Source organism: Lentisphaera araneosa HTCC2155 (genome assembly GCF_000170755.1).
GTDB lineage: Bacteria > Verrucomicrobiota > Lentisphaeria > Lentisphaerales > Lentisphaeraceae > Lentisphaera > Lentisphaera araneosa.
Genome location: NZ_ABCK01000028.1, coordinates 1 through 20439 on the forward strand (window position 1 = coordinate 1; position 20439 = coordinate 20439).

Sequence of the window (20439 nt, forward strand, 5' to 3'; positions counted from 1 at the left end):
CTACGGGGATAGTCGCCGCATTATCACTATCGGCATTCCAGTCATAGACCATAGTGGGTGTAGAGGTTAAGTAAAATTCTTCGAAGTTGTAGTTGATGAAGTACTGAAAACTAGACTGACTAAACGTATCATCACCCGCATAATCCTGTAAATGTTGAACGAGGCCACCAAAAAGCCAGTTTCCTGGTTTAGCGAGGACTACAGCCGCCGCACCCGCAGCCCAAGCATCATCGCAAATCGATCGTTACTGTAAGTGGGAAATAATAGGGCAGGGTCGACACCCCAGAGAACACCGCTATCCGTTTTAGGAGCAAAGAAGGCTTGGTAGGTGATGTTACCTAAACCTTGGTCAGATCCTTGTCCAGGAAAAAGACTTTTTTGATAAGAAAAAGGGATGGTTAAGCGGTTAATGAGGGTGAGATCTTCATCGAGAGCTACCGGATAAACGGGTTTCACATTGAGCGTGTAAATATCGCCATCTTCAGTGCCGTTATCTGGGATAGCGTTAAGTTCAAAAGGCACACTAATTAACTTACCAATTGGGTTCTGCGATTCTTTTGCTAAGTCTTTATCAGCTTCATTAGCGTAAACTGAGCCTAGACTTAAAAGACTCAAGAGACATAAATATTTTTTCAAAGGACACTCCTTATAGTTTTTCCAATAAAATAACTTTTAGTTTATGTCATTAAGTGGGGGAATACAAGATTCTTATCATATTCAATTTGCGCAGAACTCACTTAGAAAAAGCTCAGCGCTTTAAAATTTTTAGTCTCATCTCTTATTAATGGAATGAAAATGTCTTTTACAGGTGAGGTGTGAAATCTTGAGTGCAAAAAGCGGTGATTTATCAAGTGTTCTCTCCAAATTCCATAATTTACATGTGGCCCACTTTTGTCAGTTTTATAAGCGCTACTTTGGTGAGACCATGACTCAAACGCGATCGCAAAAGACTTCAGACATCTTACTTAGTAAGCCTTGTGATTTTGAATGTCATCAATTCTTAATTATTGACGCTAAGGCACTTTAAAATTTACCTGCTTCAATTTGAGCCATAAGTCTGTTCAAAAAAGAGTTAATTTTTCTTTTCATAAGTCCGATAAATCTTGTTTAATGCAGTTTAAGCTTCTAGCTTAGAAAATATTTTTTAAATTTTTGGAGAGTGATCATGTTAAAGAAATTTATTGCAACATCCCTGTTACTAGGAGCGAGTTCGGCTTTTGCCGGTGGTTTGGATTTATCTGAGTTTTCAACTGCTTCAAGTGTAGGTTCTGCGGGTGTAGCAAATCAAACGCATAATCGTGATGCCTCAACTTCGGCACTGAACTTGGCAGCAATGACCAACTTAGAAGGTGATCATGTTACAGGTGGTTTAAGCCTTATGGATTTGGGTATAGAATTTAAAGATGATGGTAACTCCGTTCCCGGTGGTTCTAATACTAGTAATGCAGGCGGACAGTTTGGCGTGCCTTTTTTAGGCTATGTTCATAGTATTAATGAAGATGTGAAGTTTGGTTTGACATTGAATAGTCATTTTGGTTTAGGTTTGGAATATCCAACGGGCTGGGCTGGACGTTATCAAATTCAAGAAATTACTTTACAAAGTATCAATTTAACTCCTAGTTTAGCTTTTCGCATCAATGATGAGTGGTCAGTTGGTTTTGGTTTAGTTCTAGATTATGCAACCATGGATATAGAGTTAAAAGTAAACACTCTTGGTCCGGGTGATGGGACATTAGAAGTCGAAGATGATGACTTGGCTGTAGGGACAGTTGTCTCACTAATGTATGAGCCCAGTGAAGACACGCGCTTTGGTTTGACTTATCGCTCGAAAATTGAACATGATTTTGAAGATACCGCAAAAGCAACTGGTTTTATACCCAGTTTTTCTCCTGATGTAGATGTAGAAGTGAACACACCTCAGCAAGTTATGTTTGGTGTGAGGCATCAATTAAATGAAGATCTAGCTGTTTTGGGCGCCGCCAATTGGCAGGAATGGTCAGATTTTGGTAAGATGCCCACCGATATAAATGGCAATCGCTTGGGAGTCGACAAAGAACTTGATGATACTTGGGGCGCGGGTATTGCCTTTGAATATCAACTCAACCCAGAGTGGTTACTTATGTGTGGTTATCATTACGATTCAGCGATGACGGACACAGCAACTCGTACGGCAGATTTACCAACGGGAAATATTCACCGCTATGGTATTGGTACAGAGTACCAATATTCTGATAAAATGACTATCGGTTTTGCTTTTGAACATGTCGATTTAGGTTCACCAAATATCAACCAAACAAATGGAATTAATGGTGGCAACACTTTAAGTGGTGATTACGATAACTACATAAACTTCTATACAGTCTCAATAAATTATAAGCTTTAAAATATAAATTATCATGATTACCTAGTTAAGGACTTATATACATTTACAGCATAGGTAAATTATGGTGAAACCATTAAACTTTAAATAGCTTAGGGCAAAGCCCTAAGACAAACAAGACGAGAAATATGCACCATGCCTTCCATGAGAAGGCGATTACAAGTTACGGTTTACATTAAAGTTATATTATTCAGATAATTGAGAAAATCAGTTTTCAAGTGTCGATAAAATTTTGTCTTGCTTCCATTCGCACTCATTTTATGGACCGCCAAGTCCGGTGCATGATTGTATCCTATCTGATGCTGCTATCTTTAGGACGAACTATTTTATTACAACCTTGGCGTGGTTATTGTTCTAGGCATGGCCCGCAGTCATCGGTTATTGTTCTAGGCATGGCCCGCAGTCATCGAATAAGACATTTGTTAAACTCTTTTCTTTTTAAATTCATTCCTTAATTTGGTTCAAAATAAATGGAGGGGAGGTTGGCTGGATTGGTGGATAATTAAGAAGCTTTTCTTAAAGCTTGTTTGTGTAATGGAATATAATCTCCCCCACTGACCCATAAGTGATGCATTAATATCGCAAGTTTCCTCGCGATGGCAACAACAGCCTTTTTCTTGGCAATTCGTCCTCCACTACTAGCAAGATGCACTCCGACATTCTACGCAGCAACTTGAAGTTCGATTTGAGATAATAACTGGTAGAGTCTCTCCAAGTTGAACCCTATAGTGCTTATGAGCGTTTCCTGTCGAACTCTCTTTAAGCCACAAACGGTAAACCTCTCAAGATTGTGATAGTTCTTCATCTTTGAAATCCCCGCTTCAGAGATTGAGCGGATGTTTCTCGCCAGCTGATAGTTTTCACTTTCATAAATTTCTTCTCCCAGAAGCTTCTTGCCCTTTGAACCGCTGATACTGACTAATTCCACTCCCTGTTCTATGGCGTAATCCAAATTCGTTGCAGAGCTATATCCATCATCAACACTGACCATCATAGCGGATTCTCCAGTCATTTTTTTATTTTCCACAAGGCAATCTGCAAAGACTTTACTGTCACTGGTATTTCCAGATTCCAAAATGAAAGAAGTCAGAAAACCATTGGCACTAAAAGCAAAGTTTGGACGATAACCAAAAACTGTTTCACGACCGCCTTTTTTGATAAAGGCAGCGTCGTCATCACTCATACTGTAAATTTTTCTTGCCGTCTTGGCATCGTAGTCCTCAGGAGCCATCTTAAAGCGGTGCTCAACCATCAAAACTTTATCAATAAAGCGAGAAAAATCTTCATCAAGCATCGAGGACTTTATACTGCTACAGTGCTGTTTGATTTTAGGTAGAACCTTTTCCAGGCGTGTTATAAATTTTCGACACCTCGGCAAAAGTTCTTGTGTATAAGACTTATACCTCATTTTCTTGGCTCCTTTCTTCCCTTTAAACATCGAAATCACAAAATCCAATTTACTCATATCATCACAGTAATTCTGTAGACGTTTGAGAGGGATTCCTCTACGTTCAAGGCAAGGGAGCTTATCATGTACTTTCTGAATATTTTTCATAACTTTACAACTAAGGTTCTTCAGTAATGCACTATCAACCGGCCAGGACGAATCGGCTTTGATGGCTGTGGAATCAATGATTACTGCTGAGAAATCATCTAAGTCACATGCTTTGACACAGTTCAAAATAGCTTGATGAAAAAGTGTAAGGGTATGTTCAGAAAGTGCAGAAATCTGTTCATGAATCGTATTGCGTGAAGGGAACTTCCCGATGCCTAGGCGCCCGATAAATTGATGTAATGAACTGTTCTCACATAACATGCTATAGCCGCGTTCCCCGTAACAATTATTATAAAAGTGACGGGCTATGAACAAGGCAACCACTAATTCCGCTGGTGGATGCTTTTTGGTATTGCCATTTTTAAATTCGCGATTTTTAGTAGCGGCCCTATCCATACTCAACTGGAATTGATCACTCTCAATCGCTTTTCGGATCCCTTCAAATTCAGGAAGAAGTATGATTTCCCCCGCAATCTTCAGCGGACCGCTTAAAATTCCTGCCGTTTGTTGTAGTTCCCCGATGAAATATTCGGAAAAAAGAGTATCGTTCATGATGAATTCCGCCTGCTATTTGTTTTTGTAAAAAACTACAATATAGCATTTTAGGCGGAATTTTTTACAAATAAATACATTTTAAAGCTATTATTTATGAGCCTCTTGAATGAACTGTCGGAGTGCATCTAGCAATCCTACGACCATAATTTTTAAGATCAGAAGCAGGTGAACGGTCACTTAAAATAAACTGAGCAGAACCAACTAATAAAGCCCTTAAATAACGATCTCCTTGCTTTGTGATGCTTAATTGTTTGTCGATCTCTCCCGATTGATCTCTTTTGGGAGTTAACCCAAGAAAAGCTCCAATATCTCTACTCTTTTGAAAGCGTTTAGGGTCATCAATAGTTAATACATAAGTTAAGGCCGTAACTGGACCGACACCTGGTAGTTCCTGAAGTTTTATAGCTTCAGGGCATGACTCTTCACTAAGCATATAAATCCGATCATCCAATCCCTCAATACGGTTTGTTAAATCTTTAGATTCTTCCAAGAGTTCTCCTAAAGTCGATATCAAGTCATCAGGAATATGTGCAAGCATTCGTTCACCAAAACGATTTGATGCACAACTGGGTAAATCTGTTACACCAAAGCTCTTTAGTATGCCACGTACACAATTTATACACCTCGTGCGAGCCCCAATAAAATGCTCACGTACACGAATTACTGATAACATTTTTTGAGCAGATAGGCTTCGGTGCTCAATGCCATGTAAAAGTTTAGGATCCATTCGAGCTACACGAGCTATTTTCTCTGCATCTTTTTCATCACATTTATTTGTGTCCCCCCAAATCATCCGCAGTTTTCGTGCATTGGCGACAATAACCTTAAAGCCCATTTCCTTGAGAATCGAAGAAACCCACATTGAACAAGCGCCTACTTCCAAAGCTATTCGAATACTTGAACGATTCTTATATTGTTCAAAATACTCATGTAAAGCTTCGATATGATTATCAATTTGTATTTGTTCGACAACTTCTCCCATTGAATTAAGAACACAAAGGTCGTGTTTTTTGTTCCCAAGATCAATTCCGATTGTGATTTCAGGAACAGCGATAGTAATTTTAGACATGGTAGCTCTCCGTTAGTTTGTTGTGGTAACTTAATTAACGTCAGGCAAGGTCTGCTAGCAAGTGGACTTTGCCGAGGGCTGCCTTCTCATACTATCTTCAGCATTCATAATGATGAGACATCCTCTACCCAAGGCTCACGCCTTTGGGCTATTTTATACCATGCCTTCAGCATTCATTGTTCAAGAGTGCTGAAAGCACGACATAAACTAGCCTAGTACGCAGTGCTAGGTTGCACATACGAAGAAATATAAATGAGTGCCGAGGGCACGGCATAGGACTCTATGCTTTGTAGCTTTCTATGCACATTTTTTTCGCCAAACGCTAGACTTGCCAGATTAATAAACATTGGGATTCTTGAAGATGCGCCTCTTGCGAGTAAAGTGGGCGAAATAAAATAATTAATTAGGTCCCTTCGAAATGAAATTCCTTCACACTATGATTCGCGTCGGCAATCTTGAAAAATCAATCAAATTTTACACAGAAAACTTCGGTATGAAACTCATCCGCCAAAAAGATTACCCCGGCGGTAAATTCACCCTCGCCTTCATTGGTTATGGCGATGAAGCCGATAATACCGTCATCGAACTCACCCACAACTGGGAAACGGATTCCTATGATATTGGCAATGGCTTTGGTCACTTTGCTCTCGGCGTGGAAGACATTTATTCCGTTTGCGATAAGCTCCGCGAAGATGGCGTGATCATTACTCGTGAACCTGGCCCCATGAAACACGGCACAACCGTGATTGCCTTTGTGAAAGATCCCGATGGCTACAGTATTGAGCTGATCGAACGGAAGTAGTTTTAATGAGTTTTACACTTCACAAAAAAGATGGTGAGGCGCGCCTCGGCACACTCAAAACATCTCATGGCGATGTGCCTACACCAATCTTCATGCCCGTGGGAACCGTGGGTTCTGTCAAAACCATGGATTCCGAAGACATGATGGAGCTCGATGCCAAAATCATTCTCGGCAATACTTACCACCTCTACCTACGTCCCGGACTCAGAATTATTGATGAAGCCGGTGATTTACATAAATTTATCAACTGGGATCGTCCCATCCTCACCGACTCCGGCGGCTACCAAGTTTTTAGTTTAGCCAAGCTGCGTAAACTCAAGTACGATGGAGTTGAATTCCGCTCGCATATTGATGGTGAAAAAATCTTCATCGGCCCCAAAGAATCTATGGAAATTCAAAAGAGCCTCGGTTCTGATATCGTGATGATTTTTGATGAGTGCACACCCTATCCGGCCACTTACGAGCAAGCCAAAGAATCGCTAGAAATCACTCAACGCTGGGGCGATGAATGTGCCAAACAGGAACTTCATCCGCACCAAATGCTTTTCGGCATTGTTCAAGGATCCACTTACGAAGACCTGCGCATTGAGTCCGCTCGTTACTTAGCTGATATGGACTTGCCGGGTTACGCCATCGGCGGCCTTTCCGTGGGTGAACCTGAAGAGGAAATGCTCAAAACTCTTGATTGGGTGCTTCCCGAACTGCCCGAAGACAAGCCACGCTACCTCATGGGCGTGGGAACACCTCCACAATTAGTCGAATCCGTGGCTCGCGGCGTCGATATGTTTGACTGCGTCTTGCCCACTCGTGTCGCCCGCCATGGCACTGCTTATACGTCCAGCGGACAAGTGCAAATTAAAGCCTCCAAATGGCGCAATGATTTTGGTCCCATTGACGATGAATGTGACTGCAAAGTCTGCAAAGGTTATTCGCGTGCTTACGTGCGTCACTTGCTCAGCACGAATGAATTTTCGGGCATGCGCCTGATGACTTATCACAACCTGCATTTTTACTTGCGCCTCATGGAACGCATTCGCGAAGCGATTGCCGAAGATCGTTTCGAAGAATTTCGTCAGGACTTCCATGCGAAATATCAACGGGGTCAAGGCGAACGTGAAGAACGTCAAGTGAAACGCAATAAAGCTCTCGATAAAGAAATTCTCGATGAAAAGCGCGCTCGCAAAAAAATGCGTACTCAGCCAAAGAAAAAAGATTGAAGACTCTATTCATTACAGGAACGGGCACAGGCGTAGGCAAAACGGTTGCGAGTGCTTGGCTTTGCCGCGAACTCAGTGAACAAAGACACAAAGTGGCCTATGTGAAACCCATACAAACTGGCGGTATTCCCTGTGGCGAAGTTTTGCTCTCGGTTGACTTAGAGTACGTCAAAGCTTCCGCAGCCAAAATGGTGGGGACCCTCTGTTGCATGAATTTTCATATCCCTGCTTCCCCTCACTTAGTGGCCGAACGAGAAAATCGCCCCATTTCTCTGGATCATCTCATTGAAAAAATGAAGGCTTTTGCTGATGAGACTCAGCCCGATTACTTGGTGGTCGAAGGTGCTGGTGGCATTGCTGTCCCCCTCAACAATCAAGATGAAATGCATGACCTCTGTAAAGCTTTAAACGCCCACGCCATTGTGGTCAGTTCCTCGGCTTTGGGAACGCTTAATCATAGCAAACTGACAATTAACTACCTGCAGCAACACGGCATTGATCAAATCTCTACAATCCTCATGCGTCCTGAAAGCGAATTGGAAGTCATTGAAAAAGATAACCTTTTACGACTGACGCAAATGGCCCCTAACTTAGCCTGTCTGCCTCATTACCCTGGCCTCGATTCCGAAAAAGGCTCACTCCCTGAAGATTTCCAAGCTTCTGAAACTCATTTCGAGCTCATGCCGTGGACTATTTAGTTTCTAAACAAGTCAAAGTACTCGTCAATATCGAGGGCTCGATGCGCGAGATCTCAGCTTCGTTGCAGTACTACTCCAATTACTTGCTCTTGGTGATGGCCGATCGCGATATTCGCATTCCTTTGAGCGATATAGATACCCTGCAATTACAGGCAAATGAACTTCGCATTCGTATTAACTCGGCTCAGGGACCCCAAACTTTTGCCATGGTCTTTGAAAATAAAGACGAAGCCAAGGACCTGATGTCCTACTTGCCCCTTCAAAAAGAAGCGCAAGAAAGCCAAAGCTTTATGCAGAATCTCGATTTCAGTGCTAAAAAGACTCCTGTAACTACAGTTATTATTGCCCTCAATATCATTGTCTTTTTCCTAATGTATGGCATAGAAAAACTCAATATTATCCAACCTAAAAACTTAGATGTATTCATACAGTGGGGGAGTAATCGAATTTTTGAAACTATTGATGAGCCTTGGCGACTCTTCACATGTGCTTTTATTCACTTTGGTCTCTTACACATTGCCTGCAATATGTACTTTCTTCATGCCATTGGACGACTGAGCGAGAAGCTCCTAGGTCCTCGCTTTTACTTTATCATATACATTTTCTCTGCTTTTACGGGCAGCCTCGCTAGCCTGCTTTGGAATTCCGATGGCGTAATTAGTGCGGGAGCATCAGGTGCTGTATTTGGTGTTGTGGGTATGGTCGGAGCTTTCCTTGTCATGCGTCGCGATGACGTGCCTCCAACAGCCTTTAAAAACCTCAAGAATAGCATGGTGCAAATTGTCGTGCTTAACTTCTTGTTCGGCACTTTAGTTCCCGGTATAGATAACGCCGCTCACTTCGGTGGTTTATTAGGCGGATTTATTGGCGCTGCAATCATGAGCCGTTCACTGGATCCGCAAAAAAGAACAGCTCAATTTATTCCAAAGCTAATTTTAGGGCTTGTTTGCCTCCCACTGATTTGCGTAGGTATTTGGAAGAGTGGTTTAATTCAAAAAAAGCCAATAGTTACTCTTAATAAAATTAGTATCTCATGGTATGATAAAAAAGTGCTTCATTTAAAAGGAGTTAATAGACATTTAACTTCATTCATTAATGGAGAAAGTACTGTAGATGAAATGAAAAAAGGGATTGAAACTCATAATGTTTTTTGGAAACACTTACTCAAGCAAATCAACTCGATAGAGCATGATCCAAAATCTCGTAATTATGCAGAAATAATCCGAATTCAAAAAGCATGCGAATTCCAAATCCAATTTCAAAAAGAAGTTCTTTTGTATACAGATGATAAGAAAAAAATGAATTTATTTAAAATAGACAAACAAAAAGAATGGTTTAGGCTCCTTCAATAAGATGACGAACTTTGAAGAAAAGCTTTTTCTCGCCCTAGGTCTTGCTCTACTTATTGGACTTGCCTATTTCATCCAAACTTCCAAGAAACGCAAACTCTTTAAAGCCATAAAATCAAATGCTGAAAAAGGTGACTTGCGAGAAGCACTAGTCTCGGTTTACCTCTGGCTCAAAGAAAAAGATTCTTCCAATGAAATTTATTCGCTCAAAATCCTCATGCGCGACAAGAAAAATAAAGCGCTCTGCAGTCAAATTTTGGCTCTGCAATACGCCATCATCAACAAGCGCAATTTTAATTGCGAATTACTGATCCAAGAACTCAAGCAATATAAGTAGGTGACTTTCAGGATGAATTTGTCTTTTTTAAGTTAAAGAATGATTAATTTCTTGCTTGAGCCGATAAAAAAGCAATAAAATCATTGCCTCTCGTATATCTTTAATAACCTTAAAATTAAACATAGGGATTAAGGAATTATGATGTCATTAACTAAATTCGTTGCAACAGCTGCACTCACTTTGGGGTCTGCGTATGCCGCTACAGAAAAGCCAAACATTCTCGTCATTTGGGGCGATGATATTGGTGTTCACAATGTCAGTGCCTATAACCATGGAATAATGGGTTACCAAACACCGAATATCGACAGAATCGGAAATGAAGGGGCTCTCTTTACAGATGCTTATGGCGAACAATCTTGTACTGCTGGTCGTGCTTCTTTTATTCTCGGGCAATCTCCTTTCCGTACGGGTCTACTCACTATTGGTATGCCTGGCTCTACTCACGGTATCCCTGACTGGGCGCCAACAACGGGTGACCTCCTTAAAAACCATGGTTACATGACCGCTCACTTTGGTAAAAATCACCTCGGTGACCAAGACCAGCACCTACCAACAAATCACGGTTTCGATGAATTCTACGGCAACCTCTATCACCTTAACGCTGAAGAAGAGCCCGAAACTTATTACTACCCAAAAGATCCTGAGTTCCGCAAGAAATATGGTCCTCGTGGCGTTATTAAATCCACTTCTGATGGCAAAATCGAAGATACTGGTCCAATGACGCGTAAGCGCATGGAAACTTGTGACGAAGATTTCCTTGCTCACGGTCTCGACTTCATGGATCGCGCTCACAAAGCTAAGAAACCTTTCTTCTTATGGTTCAATTCAACTCGTATGCACGTTTGGACTCGCCTCAAAAAAGAGAGCCAAGGAAAAACAGGCATTAGCATCTACGCAGATGGTATGGTTGAGCACGATGGCCATGTGGGTCAACTTCTCGACAAACTCGACGAGCTAGGTATTGCTGATAACACCATCATCATGTACTCTACTGACAATGGTGCTGAAACATTTACTTGGCCTGATGGCGGTATTACACCTTTCCACGGTGAAAAAGGCACAAACTGGGAAGGTGGTCACCGCGTTCCACTTCTCGTAAAATGGCCTGGTGTTATTAAGCCCAACACCAAGTACAATGACATGATTTCTCATATGGACTGGATGCCTACCTTCTTAGCAGCTGCTGGTGAGCCCGATGTAAAAGAAAAACTTATGTCTAAAAAGGGTCACAAAGCTAACGGTAAACAATGGCGCGTAAAACTCGCGGGTTACAACTACCTTCCGTACTTCAAAGGCGAAGCTAAAGAAGTTCCACGTGAATCTTATTTCTATTGGGACCAGGCAGGTAACTTATCTGCAGTTCGTTGGAAAGACTGGAAAGTTAGCTTTGCGCAGATTGAGGGTAACATTGCTCAAGGAGTTAGAATTGTCCCCAACTGGCCAGTAATCACTCACCTCAAAGCGGATCCCTATGAAAAAATGGCTGAGGAATCTTCAATGTACGTTCGCTGGTATGCGGATAATATGTGGCTCTTTGTTCCTATCCAGGCACAAATTGCGGAAGTCGCTAAAGGCTTCTTTGATTACCCCTACCAAAAAGGTCAAGTTCTTGGTGCTAGTGATATCGGTTACAATACCGTTGATATGCTTCAGCTTCAGAAAAAGCTAAATCAATTAGAAAAACTCACACCTGGCAACCGTCAGTAGTAGCGCTTAAATTTTAAAGCCACCAATTCAAGAGATTGGTGGCTTTTTACTTTATCCACAAATTAAAATTGAGGATAGATATGTCTCAAATTCACAATGAAATAAAAGAACTTCAAACACGTATCGAAGCTTCGATCATCGGTCAAAAAGACGTGGTCAAATCTCTCCTTATTGGCCTACTTGCCGATGGCAACTTATTGCTCGAAGGTCTTCCTGGCCTCGCCAAAACTCGCGCCGTCAAAAGTCTTTCCAAGAATATTGAATCGGATTACAGTCGCGTGCAGTTCACTCCCGACCTACTCCCCTCAGACATCACCGGTGCTGAAGTCTACCTCGGAGAAAATAGTGCCGAACGCTTCAAATTTGAACCAGGTCCTATTTTTGCCAACCTCGTCTTAGCGGATGAAATCAACCGCGCCCCAGCAAAGGTCCAAGCGGCCTTGCTCGAAGCCATGGAAGAAAAGCAAATCACTGTGGCAGGAAAAACTCATGCCATGCCCAAATTATTCATGGTTTTAGCGACGCAAAACCCCGTCGAACAAGAAGGCACTTACCCGCTTCCTGAAGCCCAAATGGACCGCTTCATGATGCACATCTTAGTGCAATATGGTTCTGATGCAGATGAACTCGAAATCATGCGTCTCGTTCGCGGCGAGCAAAAACAAGCCAATGACTCCAAGCCCAGCGCCATGTCTCAAGACATTTTATTTCAAGCACGAGATGAAGTGAAAGATATTCACGTTGCCGAGAATGTGGAAGAATACATGATTCGACTTATAAGTGCGACCCGTAACCCAGCTCAAATGGGCGATGAGTACGCTGATTATATTGCCGTTGGTGCGAGCCCCCGTGGAACTTTAGCACTCGATAAATCCGCACGTGCTCATGCTTGGTTAGAGGATCGCGATCACGTCACTCCAGACGATGCTAAAGCCATCCTTCACAACTGCTTGCGTCACCGCCTCGTGCTTTCCTATGAAGCGAGTGCCGAAGGACTCACAGTCGATGACTTTATTGATAAAATGATTGAAAAAGTTCCCGTCATATAAGGCCCCGTCTTGAAGAAAAAAAATACAGATGGAGTCTACATCGAACTCGAAGATGTGATTCGCCTGCAGCACAAAGCTTCGGGTTTTCACTTCCTGCCTCGTCAGCCACTGCAAAGCCTTTTAGCCGGCCGTCATGCTTCGCGTTTAAGAGGACGTGGACTCGATTTCGAGGAGCTTCGACTCTATCAAAAAGGCGATGACACACGTACCATTGACTGGAAGGTGAGCAATCGCGCTCGCAAGGCCTATGTACGCGTCTATAGCGAAGAAAAAGAACGTCAGGTAATGTTTGTCGTGGATCAACGTTTGAGCATGTTTTTTGGCTCAAAAAAATCCTTTAAGTCCGTGACCGCCGTGGAAGCACTCACACTCGGTGCTTGGAAAGTCTTAGACTCGGGGGATCGCGTTGGAGGAATCATTTTTAACGATTGCGAAAGTCGCGAATTCAGAGCTCAGCGCAGTCGACAAGCGACCATGGCGATGTTGAGTGAAGCCGTCAAATTTAATCATCAGCTTGGCGTCGATCAAGGCATTATTGAATCTCCAGATATGCTCAATTCGAGCTTAGAGAAATTACTTCATAAGCCTCGTCACAATAACTTGATCATCATTATTTCGGACTTTCATGGCATGGACGAAAAAACCTATCATCATGTTCGCGCTTTGAGTCGACATAATGATGTGGTCTTAACTTTGGTTTACGATGAACTTGCCAAAGAGTTTCCCGAAAATCATTTCCCCATACGGCTCAGTGATGGCATCGACCAAGTTGAGCTGGATTTAAGCCAAGCCAAGCTGAGAAAAAGCATTCCCGACCTACTCCAAGGACGACTCAAAAGCTTGGGTGATTCACTTGGAAAATTTGATGTCCCCATTTTACCGATCAACACTCATGAAGACGTGGCGGATCAGCTGCGAAAAATCTTAGGTGGCCAACACTTAAAAAGAGCGCATAAACCCCAGGCAATGAAGGGCTCTCGCTGATGAAGAAGTCCACTAGTCTCAATGATCTCAAAGAAAACATCATTCCCCCTTTAGAGAATGAACTCGCGCCGGGTTGGCCAATTTTATTTACACTCATTATCATCCTGCTTTGCTACTTGGCTCTTTTCATCTACACTCGCCACAGAAAAAATCTCTATCGCCGTAAGGGTCTCATTGAACTAAGAAAAATCGAAAATCTTTGGGTGACGAAGAAAGATAAGGCTCCACTCAAAGAAATTCCTTTAATCTTAAAAAAAGTGGCTTATCAGTTTGCGCCTCAATCATCGAGTTTAAGTGGGGAAGCTTGGCAGCAATTCCTGCATCAAACACAAGCAGAAATTAAGCTCACAGCCTTTCAAATCCTTGCTTCATTATCCTATGAGAAAGACGAAGTTATCCATTCAATTCCTGAGCAAGATCTACAATCCCTCATCGAAGACGCCAAGCTGTGGGTGAGAACTCACCGGGTTCTTGAAGGGGAACTATTATGATCACTTTTGCCTACCCCATTTTACTCGGCTTGTGGCTACTGCCCTTTGTCTTGATAAAATTTCTTCCTGAGCACAAAGGGCATAAATCCTCCATTAAACTACCCTTCTTCAAGGACCTCACACAACTCACGGGAATCGACCCCAACAAAGCTCGTACCAAAGCTTCTTCATTAGCTCAAAGATGCGTTGTTTACCTCTCCTGGTTTTTACTCGTTGTGGCTCTCGCTCGCCCGCAACTGATTGAAGAACCACTGACCAAGACCATTGCCTCACGTGACCTTTTACTTGCCGTCGACCTCTCGGGGTCCATGGAAACTAAGGATTTCAAAAATAAGTCCGGCGAAAATGTCACGCGCTTAGATTCTGTAAAAGAAGTCCTCTCCGAATTTTTAGCTGAACGTGAAGGCGATCGAGTCGGCCTGGTTTTTTTCGGGAGTGCCGCCTTTATTCAAATGCCCTTTACCGAGGATCTAGAAATTTGCCAGGAACTCATGGATGAAGCTCAAGTTCGCATGGCCGGGCCCCAAACCATGCTCGGGGATGCCATTGGCTTATCCATTAGCATTTTTGACCAAAGTGAATTAGAGGACAAAGTGCTGATCTTGCTTACCGATGGCAATGATACTGGAAGTTTGGTCGCCCCCGAAAAAGCAGCTCAAATTGCCCGCGACAAAGGAATTGTTATTCACACAGTAGCCGTGGGCGATCCCGCAGCTGCGGGTGAACAAGCTCTTGATGAAGCTACTTTAAGAAGTATTTCTTCACTCACGAAAGGGAAATATTATTGGGCAGGGAATCGTGAGGAATTAGCGGGGATCTACGATGAGATCGACAAAATTGGGGTGAGAGAACTCGATACAGTGAGTCACCGCCCCAAACAAGAACTCTATCACCTTCCCCTCGCGTTTTTCTTAGTTTTAATCATGCTCTATCACTTTTATAATCTCTACAAAATTTCTCGTCATATCAAAAAAAGTGAGGTGGTGAGTCATGAGTGATTTTCATTTTATTCGCCCCTATTTTTTATTAGCGCTGATTCCCATGCTCTTGCTGACTTATCTTTTGCTTAAGCGCCATAATGTGATTCAACTTTGGGGCAAAGTCATTGCGCCACATTTACTTGAACATCTCCTGATTGAGTCGGGGACGAAATCCCGTTTGCGCCCTCACCACATCTTTATTTTTGCGGGCTTTCTAAGTATTTTTGCTTTGGCAGGCCCCACTTACGAAAAAGAAGCCTCGCCCTTTAGTGAAGACCAAGCCGCCTTAGTCATTATTCTCAAAACCACCCCTTCCATGCTCGCTCAAGACGTCCAGCCGAGCCGCTTGAGTCGCAGTGCACAGAAAATCTCCGACCTCTTGACCAAACGCAAGGGAACAAAGACCGCTCTCATTGCCTATGCGGGCAGTGCCCACCTCGTCTTGCCCCTCACCGAAGATCAAAAGATTTTATCTCGCTTTGCCTCAGAACTCGATCCATCTATTATGCCCAAAGAAGGCAGTTCTTTAAAAGCAGCCCTCGATTTAGCCAATAAAGTTCTCCAAGAAGGAAAAATTCCTGGAACCGTGCTCTTAATGTGCGACGGTATTAACCAACAAGAACAAGCTGAACTCAAAGAGAGTCCGTACCCCTTTGCGGTACAAGTTTACGCAAGTGCTGGGCCTCCCGGTGCAAAAGCGCCTTTGGATATCCCACCGGTCCAAGCTTTGAACGAGAATGATTTAAAAACCACGGCTCAAAAATTGCGCGGCTCTGTGACAAAAATGACCGTTAATGATGAAGATTTAAATCGCGTCAACTCACATATAGAAAGTAGTATGCAGGCCTCTATGAAAGAAGGTGGTGAACGTTGGAAAGACTCGGGTTACGTTTTGGTTCCCTTCATTCTCATGCTCTCACTTTTATGGTTCCGCAAAGGCTGGGAGTTGAACTATGAATAAAAAAATCACTCTCCACATCAGCCTCATAATTGCGGTCCTCGCAAGCGTGACTTTTTACGTGACTCAGGGGAAAAGTATTGATTCATTTAATGATTTTTGGCAAACAAAAAACCAACAGGGCCAAGTCGCATTAGAGAAAGCTGAATTTGCGAAGGCCGCAAAACTTTTTGAGGATCCCCTGAAACGAGGTCAGGCTTTGTATAAAAATGCGCAATTCGAAGAAGCCGCCATCGCCTTTAATCAAGCGGGAACCGCCGAAGCCTACTTCAATTCGGCGAACTCACTCATTATGATGGGCAACTATGATCTAGCCATCAAATCTTACGATCGCGCCCTTGAACTCAAGCCCAAATTTAGTGAAGCCCAATTTAATCGAGAACTTGCCCTCAAGCGAAAAAAAATCTTGGATGACGCCAAGGATAAAATGGACGAGGGGACAGGAGGAAAACTCGGTGCCGATGAAATCGTTTTCGATGATAAACCGGCTCAGAATAATCAAAGCTCAGTCGAAGTAACTACGGAAGAGACGATGAGTGAAGCCGAAATCAACGAGCTGTGGATGCGACGCGTGCAAAGTAAACCTCGAGATTTTATGAAAATTAAGTTCTCTTACCAACTGAGCCGAGAAGGTGAAAACAATGAATAAGCGACTCACTTTTATTTACTTTTGCCTCTTTAGTTTTCTTCAAATAGCGGCTCAAGAAGGCGCGCCTTTTGTGACCACGAGTTCAAAGAAATTGGATAAACAATGGGTCGGACAAAAGCTCGATTTTTATGTAGAACTTCATTCCCCTACATGGTTTTCAGGAACACCTCGTTTTGATATTCCCGAAATGAAAGATGCAGTCATTTTCAAAATCCCTGGCTCGCCTGTACTCGGAAACCTAGAAAAGGATGGTCAAAGCTATACCAAGCAAATTCATTCTTTTGCCATTTTTACTCGTCGGCCTGGTCGAGTTACCATTCCTGCGTTTAATGTGCAGTACGGCATAGCAAGGACGGGAAAAGATCCCGAACGAGTCACCCTCAAATCAAAGCCCCTAACTCTAGAGACTCAAGTTCCCAAGGAACTTATGGGTAAAATTTTTATTGTGAGTGAAAATTACTCACTTAAAGAGCACTGGGACAAAACTCCGGATTCCCATTCATTCAAAGTTGGTGATTCACTTAAGCGAACAATCACACAAGCGGCAGATAATAATTTATCGATGATTCTTCCCCCCATCATCATTCAGCCTACTCAACAATTTTTAGTTTACCCTGACAAAGCTAAATTAAAGGACTCCATGGTCCGTGGGGATTTTTCAGCACAACGCATAGATTCATGTACTTACCTCTTTAAAGAAGAAACTGAGCTCACTTTACCGGAAATCAAAATTTCTTCCTTTAATCCAAAAAACGAAGAAATAACCGAGCATAAACTCGATGCAGTAAAATTAGCCATTGCCCCCAACCCTCTCTATCAAGAAGAGACGACTGATCAAGCTATGGTCGAAGAAAAGATGAAGCCCTGGTGGTTCGCACTTATACTCATTCCTTTGCTTGCACTTATCATCTTTAGGAAGCAAGTCCAAATTCGTTTTCAAATTTGGAATCAAGAGAGAAAAGAAAGCGAAGCTTACCTTTTTGCGGAGTTCGCAAAAAAGGCTCCCCATTTAAGCCCTCAGCAAGTTTACTTAGAGGCTGATTTATGGGTGAAAAAACTCGGTTTTTCTTCTGTCGCTAAGTTGATTGAAAGCAACTCGAATCCCAGCTTAAAAGATCAGTTCAACGCCCTCAACCAAGAACTCTTTACTGCACCTAAATCAGCCTTTGACACACAAGTCTTTATTGGCGAATTGCGCAAATCTAGGAAGGCTTACCTGAAAAATAAATCAGTTCTCCACAAGCAAAAAAAGAGCTTTTTAGACTTTGCTTGATACATAAGTTAATTTCCTGTCAAAAAAGCTTTATTTCTTTCCTTAAAGATTAGGGATTTTTTGTTTCCTCATATGGTCGGGACTTTATTAGTTTCGATCAAAAATAGAGGAGATCAATATGAACTTAAATAAAGCCTTCGCACTTGGGGGACTCTTCTCCCTAACAATGGCTGCTACTGCCGCAACAGAAAAACCCAATATTCTCGTCATCTGGGGCGATGATATAGGTCAGTCAAATATCAGCGCCTACACCATGGGCCTCGTTGGTTATAGAACCCCACACATTGATAGCATTGCCAAAGAGGGCATGATCTTCACTGATTACTACGGTGAACAATCATGTACCGCGGGTCGTTCCTCCTTTGTTATGGGACAATCGGTATTTAGAACTGGACTTTCGAAAGTAGGTCTTCCTGGAGCTAAAGAAGGTATGCATCCTGCTGATCCTACAATTGCGGGCTTACTCAAAGCGCAGGGCTACGCAACTGGCCAATTTGGTAAAAATCACCTCGGCGATAAAGACGAACACCTGCCAACAAATCACGGTTTTGATGAATTCTTGGGCAACCTCTATCACCTTAACGCTGAAGAAGAACCTGAGCGTCCTGACTACCCCAAAGATCCAGAATTCAGAAAAAAATATGGCCCACGCGGTGTGATTAAATCTGCTGCCGATGGCAAAATTGAAGATACGGGTCCTCTGACCAAGAAACGTATGGAAACAGTTGATAACGAAACCGTAGCTGCAGCTATCGACTTCATGGAACGTCAGCATAAAGCAGGCAAGCCCTTCTTCACTTGGTGGAATGGTACACGCATGCACTTTAGAACTCACGTAAAGGATGAGCATAAAGGTATTTCTGGACAGGATGTATATGGCGACGGCATGGTTGAACACGATATGCACGTGGGTGAACTGCTAGATGCACTCCGACATTCTACGCAGCAACTTGAAGTTCGATTTGAGATAATAACTGGTAGAGTCTCTCCAAGTTGAACCCTATAGTGCTTATGAGCGTTTCCTGTCGAACTCTCTTTAAGCCACAAACGGTAAACCTCTCAAGATTGTGATAGTTCTTCATCTTTGAAATCCCCGCTTCAGAGATTGAGCGGATGTTTCTCGCCAGCTGATAGTTTTCACTTTCATAAATTTCTTCTCCCAGAAGCTTCTTGCCCTTTGAACCGCTGATACTGACTAATTCCACTCCCTGTTCTATGGCGTAATCCAAATTCGTTGCAGAGCTATATCCATCATCAACACTGACCATCATAGCGGATTCTCCAGTCATTTTTTTATTTTCCACAAGGCAATCTGCAAAGACTTTACTGTCACTGGTATTTCCAGATTCCAAAATGAAAGAAGTCAGAAAACCATTGGCACTAAAAGCAAAGTTTGGACGATAACCAAAAACTGTTTCACGACCGCCTTTTTTGATAAAGGCAGCGTCGTCATCACTCATACTGTAAATTTTTCTTGCCGTCTTGGCATCGTAGTCCTCAGGAGCCATCTTAAAGCGGTGCTCAACCATCAAAACTTTATCAATAAAGCGAGAAAAATCTTCATCAAGCATCGAGGACTTTATACTGCTACAGTGCTGTTTGATTTTAGGTAGAACCTTTTCCAGGCGTGTTATAAATTTTCGACACCTCGGCAAAAGTTCTTGTGTATAAGACTTATACCTCATTTTCTTGGCTCCTTTCTTCCCTTTAAACATCGAAATCACAAAATCCAATTTACTCATATCATCACAGTAATTCTGTAGACGTTTGAGAGGGATTCCTCTACGTTCAAGGCAAGGGAGCTTATCATGTACTTTCTGAATATTTTTCATAACTTTACAACTAAGGTTCTTCAGTAATGCACTATCAACCGGCCAGGACGAATCGGCTTTGATGGCTGTGGAATCAATGATTACTGCTGAGAAATCATCTAAGTCACATGCTTTGACACAGTTCAAAATAGCTTGATGAAAAAGTGTAAGGGTATGTTCAGAAAGTGCAGAAATCTGTTCATGAATCGTATTGCGTGAAGGGAACTTCCCGATGCCTAGGCGCCCGATAAATTGATGTAATGAACTGTTCTCACATAACATGCTATAGCCGCGTTCCCCGTAACAATTATTATAAAAGTGACGGGCTATGAACAAGGCAACCACTAATTCCGCTGGTGGATGCTTTTTGGTATTGCCATTTTTAAATTCGCGATTTTTAGTAGCGGCCCTATCCATACTCAACTGGAATTGATCACTCTCAATCGCTTTTCGGATCCCTTCAAATTCAGGAAGAAGTATGATTTCCCCCGCAATCTTCAGCGGACCGCTTAAAATTCCTGCCGTTTGTTGTAGTTCCCCGATGAAATATTCGGAAAAAAGAGTATCGTTCATGA

At 42.6% G+C, this 20439-nt stretch carries 18 protein-coding genes and 3 pseudogenes; 16 read left to right on the top strand and 5 right to left on the bottom strand.

Annotation, left to right across the window (positions count from 1 at the left end):
- Positions 1-198: 198 nt before the first annotated feature.
- Positions 199-636, bottom strand: a complete 438-nt coding sequence (locus tag LNTAR_RS20355; protein WP_007280650.1) for a hypothetical protein — start codon at positions 634-636, stop codon at positions 199-201.
- Positions 637-823: 187 nt separating this feature from the next.
- Between LNTAR_RS20355 and LNTAR_RS20360 the strand changes: the two genes are divergently transcribed.
- Both LNTAR_RS20360 and LNTAR_RS20365 read left to right on the top strand, forming a co-directional pair.
- Positions 824-1027 (top strand): hypothetical protein, encoded by a 204-nt coding sequence (locus LNTAR_RS20360; RefSeq protein ID WP_007280651.1) that lies wholly within the window; start codon positions 824-826, stop codon positions 1025-1027.
- 138 nt (positions 1028-1165) lie between these two features.
- On the top strand, positions 1166-2383 hold the full coding sequence (locus tag LNTAR_RS20365; protein WP_007280652.1) for an OmpP1/FadL family transporter: 1218 nt from the start codon (positions 1166-1168) through the stop codon (positions 2381-2383).
- 499 nt (positions 2384-2882) lie between these two features.
- Here LNTAR_RS20365 and LNTAR_RS28525 read toward each other — a convergent pair.
- From LNTAR_RS28525 to LNTAR_RS20375, 3 genes and pseudogenes are all read right to left on the bottom strand, one after another.
- Positions 2883-3041 (bottom strand): annotated as a pseudogene (locus LNTAR_RS28525) (IS110 family transposase); the annotation flags it as partial.
- A complete protein-coding gene (locus LNTAR_RS20370; protein ID WP_007278401.1) occupies positions 3042-4487 on the bottom strand; it encodes an ISNCY-like element ISLar6 family transposase in 1446 nt (481 codons plus the stop codon).
- Positions 4488-4617: 130 nt separating this feature from the next.
- Positions 4618-5559 (bottom strand): annotated as a pseudogene (locus LNTAR_RS20375) (IS110 family RNA-guided transposase); the annotation flags it as partial.
- Between the two features lie 418 nt (positions 5560-5977).
- Between LNTAR_RS20375 and gloA the strand changes: the two are divergent.
- The 14 genes and pseudogenes from gloA to LNTAR_RS20445 form a co-directional block, all read left to right on the top strand.
- Positions 5978-6361: a lactoylglutathione lyase gene (gloA, locus tag LNTAR_RS20380; protein ID WP_007280654.1), complete on the top strand. Its 384-nt coding sequence runs from the start codon at positions 5978-5980 to the stop codon at positions 6359-6361.
- A 5-nt stretch (positions 6362-6366) separates the two neighbouring features.
- Complete coding sequence (tgt, locus tag LNTAR_RS20385) at positions 6367-7578, top strand: tRNA guanosine(34) transglycosylase Tgt (RefSeq protein ID WP_007280655.1); 1212 nt, start codon at positions 6367-6369, stop codon at positions 7576-7578.
- A complete protein-coding gene (gene bioD, locus LNTAR_RS20390; RefSeq protein WP_007280656.1) occupies positions 7575-8276 on the top strand; it encodes a dethiobiotin synthase in 702 nt (233 codons plus the stop codon). Before tgt ends, bioD begins: the two co-directional genes overlap by 4 nt.
- Positions 8264-9628 (top strand): rhomboid family intramembrane serine protease, encoded by a 1365-nt coding sequence (locus tag LNTAR_RS26180; protein ID WP_007280657.1) that lies wholly within the window; start codon positions 8264-8266, stop codon positions 9626-9628. The genes bioD and LNTAR_RS26180 overlap by 13 nt, the downstream gene beginning before the upstream one ends.
- A 1-nt stretch (position 9629) precedes the next feature.
- Positions 9630-9962, top strand: a complete 333-nt coding sequence (locus tag LNTAR_RS20400; protein ID WP_007280658.1) for a hypothetical protein — start codon at positions 9630-9632, stop codon at positions 9960-9962.
- A 141-nt stretch (positions 9963-10103) separates the two neighbouring features.
- On the top strand, positions 10104-11669 hold the full coding sequence (locus LNTAR_RS20405) for an arylsulfatase (RefSeq protein WP_007280659.1): 1566 nt from the start codon (positions 10104-10106) through the stop codon (positions 11667-11669).
- An 80-nt stretch (positions 11670-11749) separates the two neighbouring features.
- Complete coding sequence (locus LNTAR_RS20410; RefSeq protein WP_007280660.1) at positions 11750-12718, top strand: AAA family ATPase; 969 nt, start codon at positions 11750-11752, stop codon at positions 12716-12718.
- A gap of 9 nt (positions 12719-12727) precedes the next feature.
- The gene (locus LNTAR_RS20415) at positions 12728-13702 is read left to right on the top strand and encodes a DUF58 domain-containing protein (RefSeq protein ID WP_007280661.1); all 975 of its coding nucleotides are present in this window, start codon (positions 12728-12730) and stop codon (positions 13700-13702) included.
- The gene (locus LNTAR_RS20420; RefSeq protein ID WP_007280662.1) at positions 13702-14193 is read left to right on the top strand and encodes a DUF4381 domain-containing protein; all 492 of its coding nucleotides are present in this window, start codon (positions 13702-13704) and stop codon (positions 14191-14193) included. Before LNTAR_RS20415 ends, LNTAR_RS20420 begins: the two co-directional genes overlap by 1 nt.
- Positions 14190-15191: a VWA domain-containing protein gene (locus tag LNTAR_RS20425; protein ID WP_007280663.1), complete on the top strand. Its 1002-nt coding sequence runs from the start codon at positions 14190-14192 to the stop codon at positions 15189-15191. The genes LNTAR_RS20420 and LNTAR_RS20425 overlap by 4 nt, the downstream gene beginning before the upstream one ends.
- Positions 15184-16134: a VWA domain-containing protein gene (locus LNTAR_RS20430; protein WP_007280664.1), complete on the top strand. Its 951-nt coding sequence runs from the start codon at positions 15184-15186 to the stop codon at positions 16132-16134. The genes LNTAR_RS20425 and LNTAR_RS20430 overlap by 8 nt, the downstream gene beginning before the upstream one ends.
- Positions 16127-16780, top strand: coding sequence for a tetratricopeptide repeat protein (locus LNTAR_RS20435; RefSeq protein ID WP_007280665.1), 654 nt, complete (start codon positions 16127-16129; stop codon positions 16778-16780). The genes LNTAR_RS20430 and LNTAR_RS20435 overlap by 8 nt, the downstream gene beginning before the upstream one ends.
- Positions 16773-18053: a BatD family protein gene (locus LNTAR_RS20440; protein WP_007280666.1), complete on the top strand. Its 1281-nt coding sequence runs from the start codon at positions 16773-16775 to the stop codon at positions 18051-18053. The genes LNTAR_RS20435 and LNTAR_RS20440 overlap by 8 nt, the downstream gene beginning before the upstream one ends.
- Before the next feature lie 166 nt (positions 18054-18219).
- A pseudogene (locus tag LNTAR_RS20445) lies at positions 18220-18984 on the top strand (sulfatase-like hydrolase/transferase); the annotation flags it as partial.
- Positions 18985-18991: 7 nt separating this feature from the next.
- On the opposite strand, the gene LNTAR_RS20450 reads toward LNTAR_RS20445, so the two are convergent.
- Positions 18992-20437: an ISNCY-like element ISLar6 family transposase gene (locus LNTAR_RS20450; protein ID WP_007278401.1), complete on the bottom strand. Its 1446-nt coding sequence runs from the start codon at positions 20435-20437 to the stop codon at positions 18992-18994.
- Between the last annotated feature and the right edge of the window lie 2 nt (positions 20438-20439).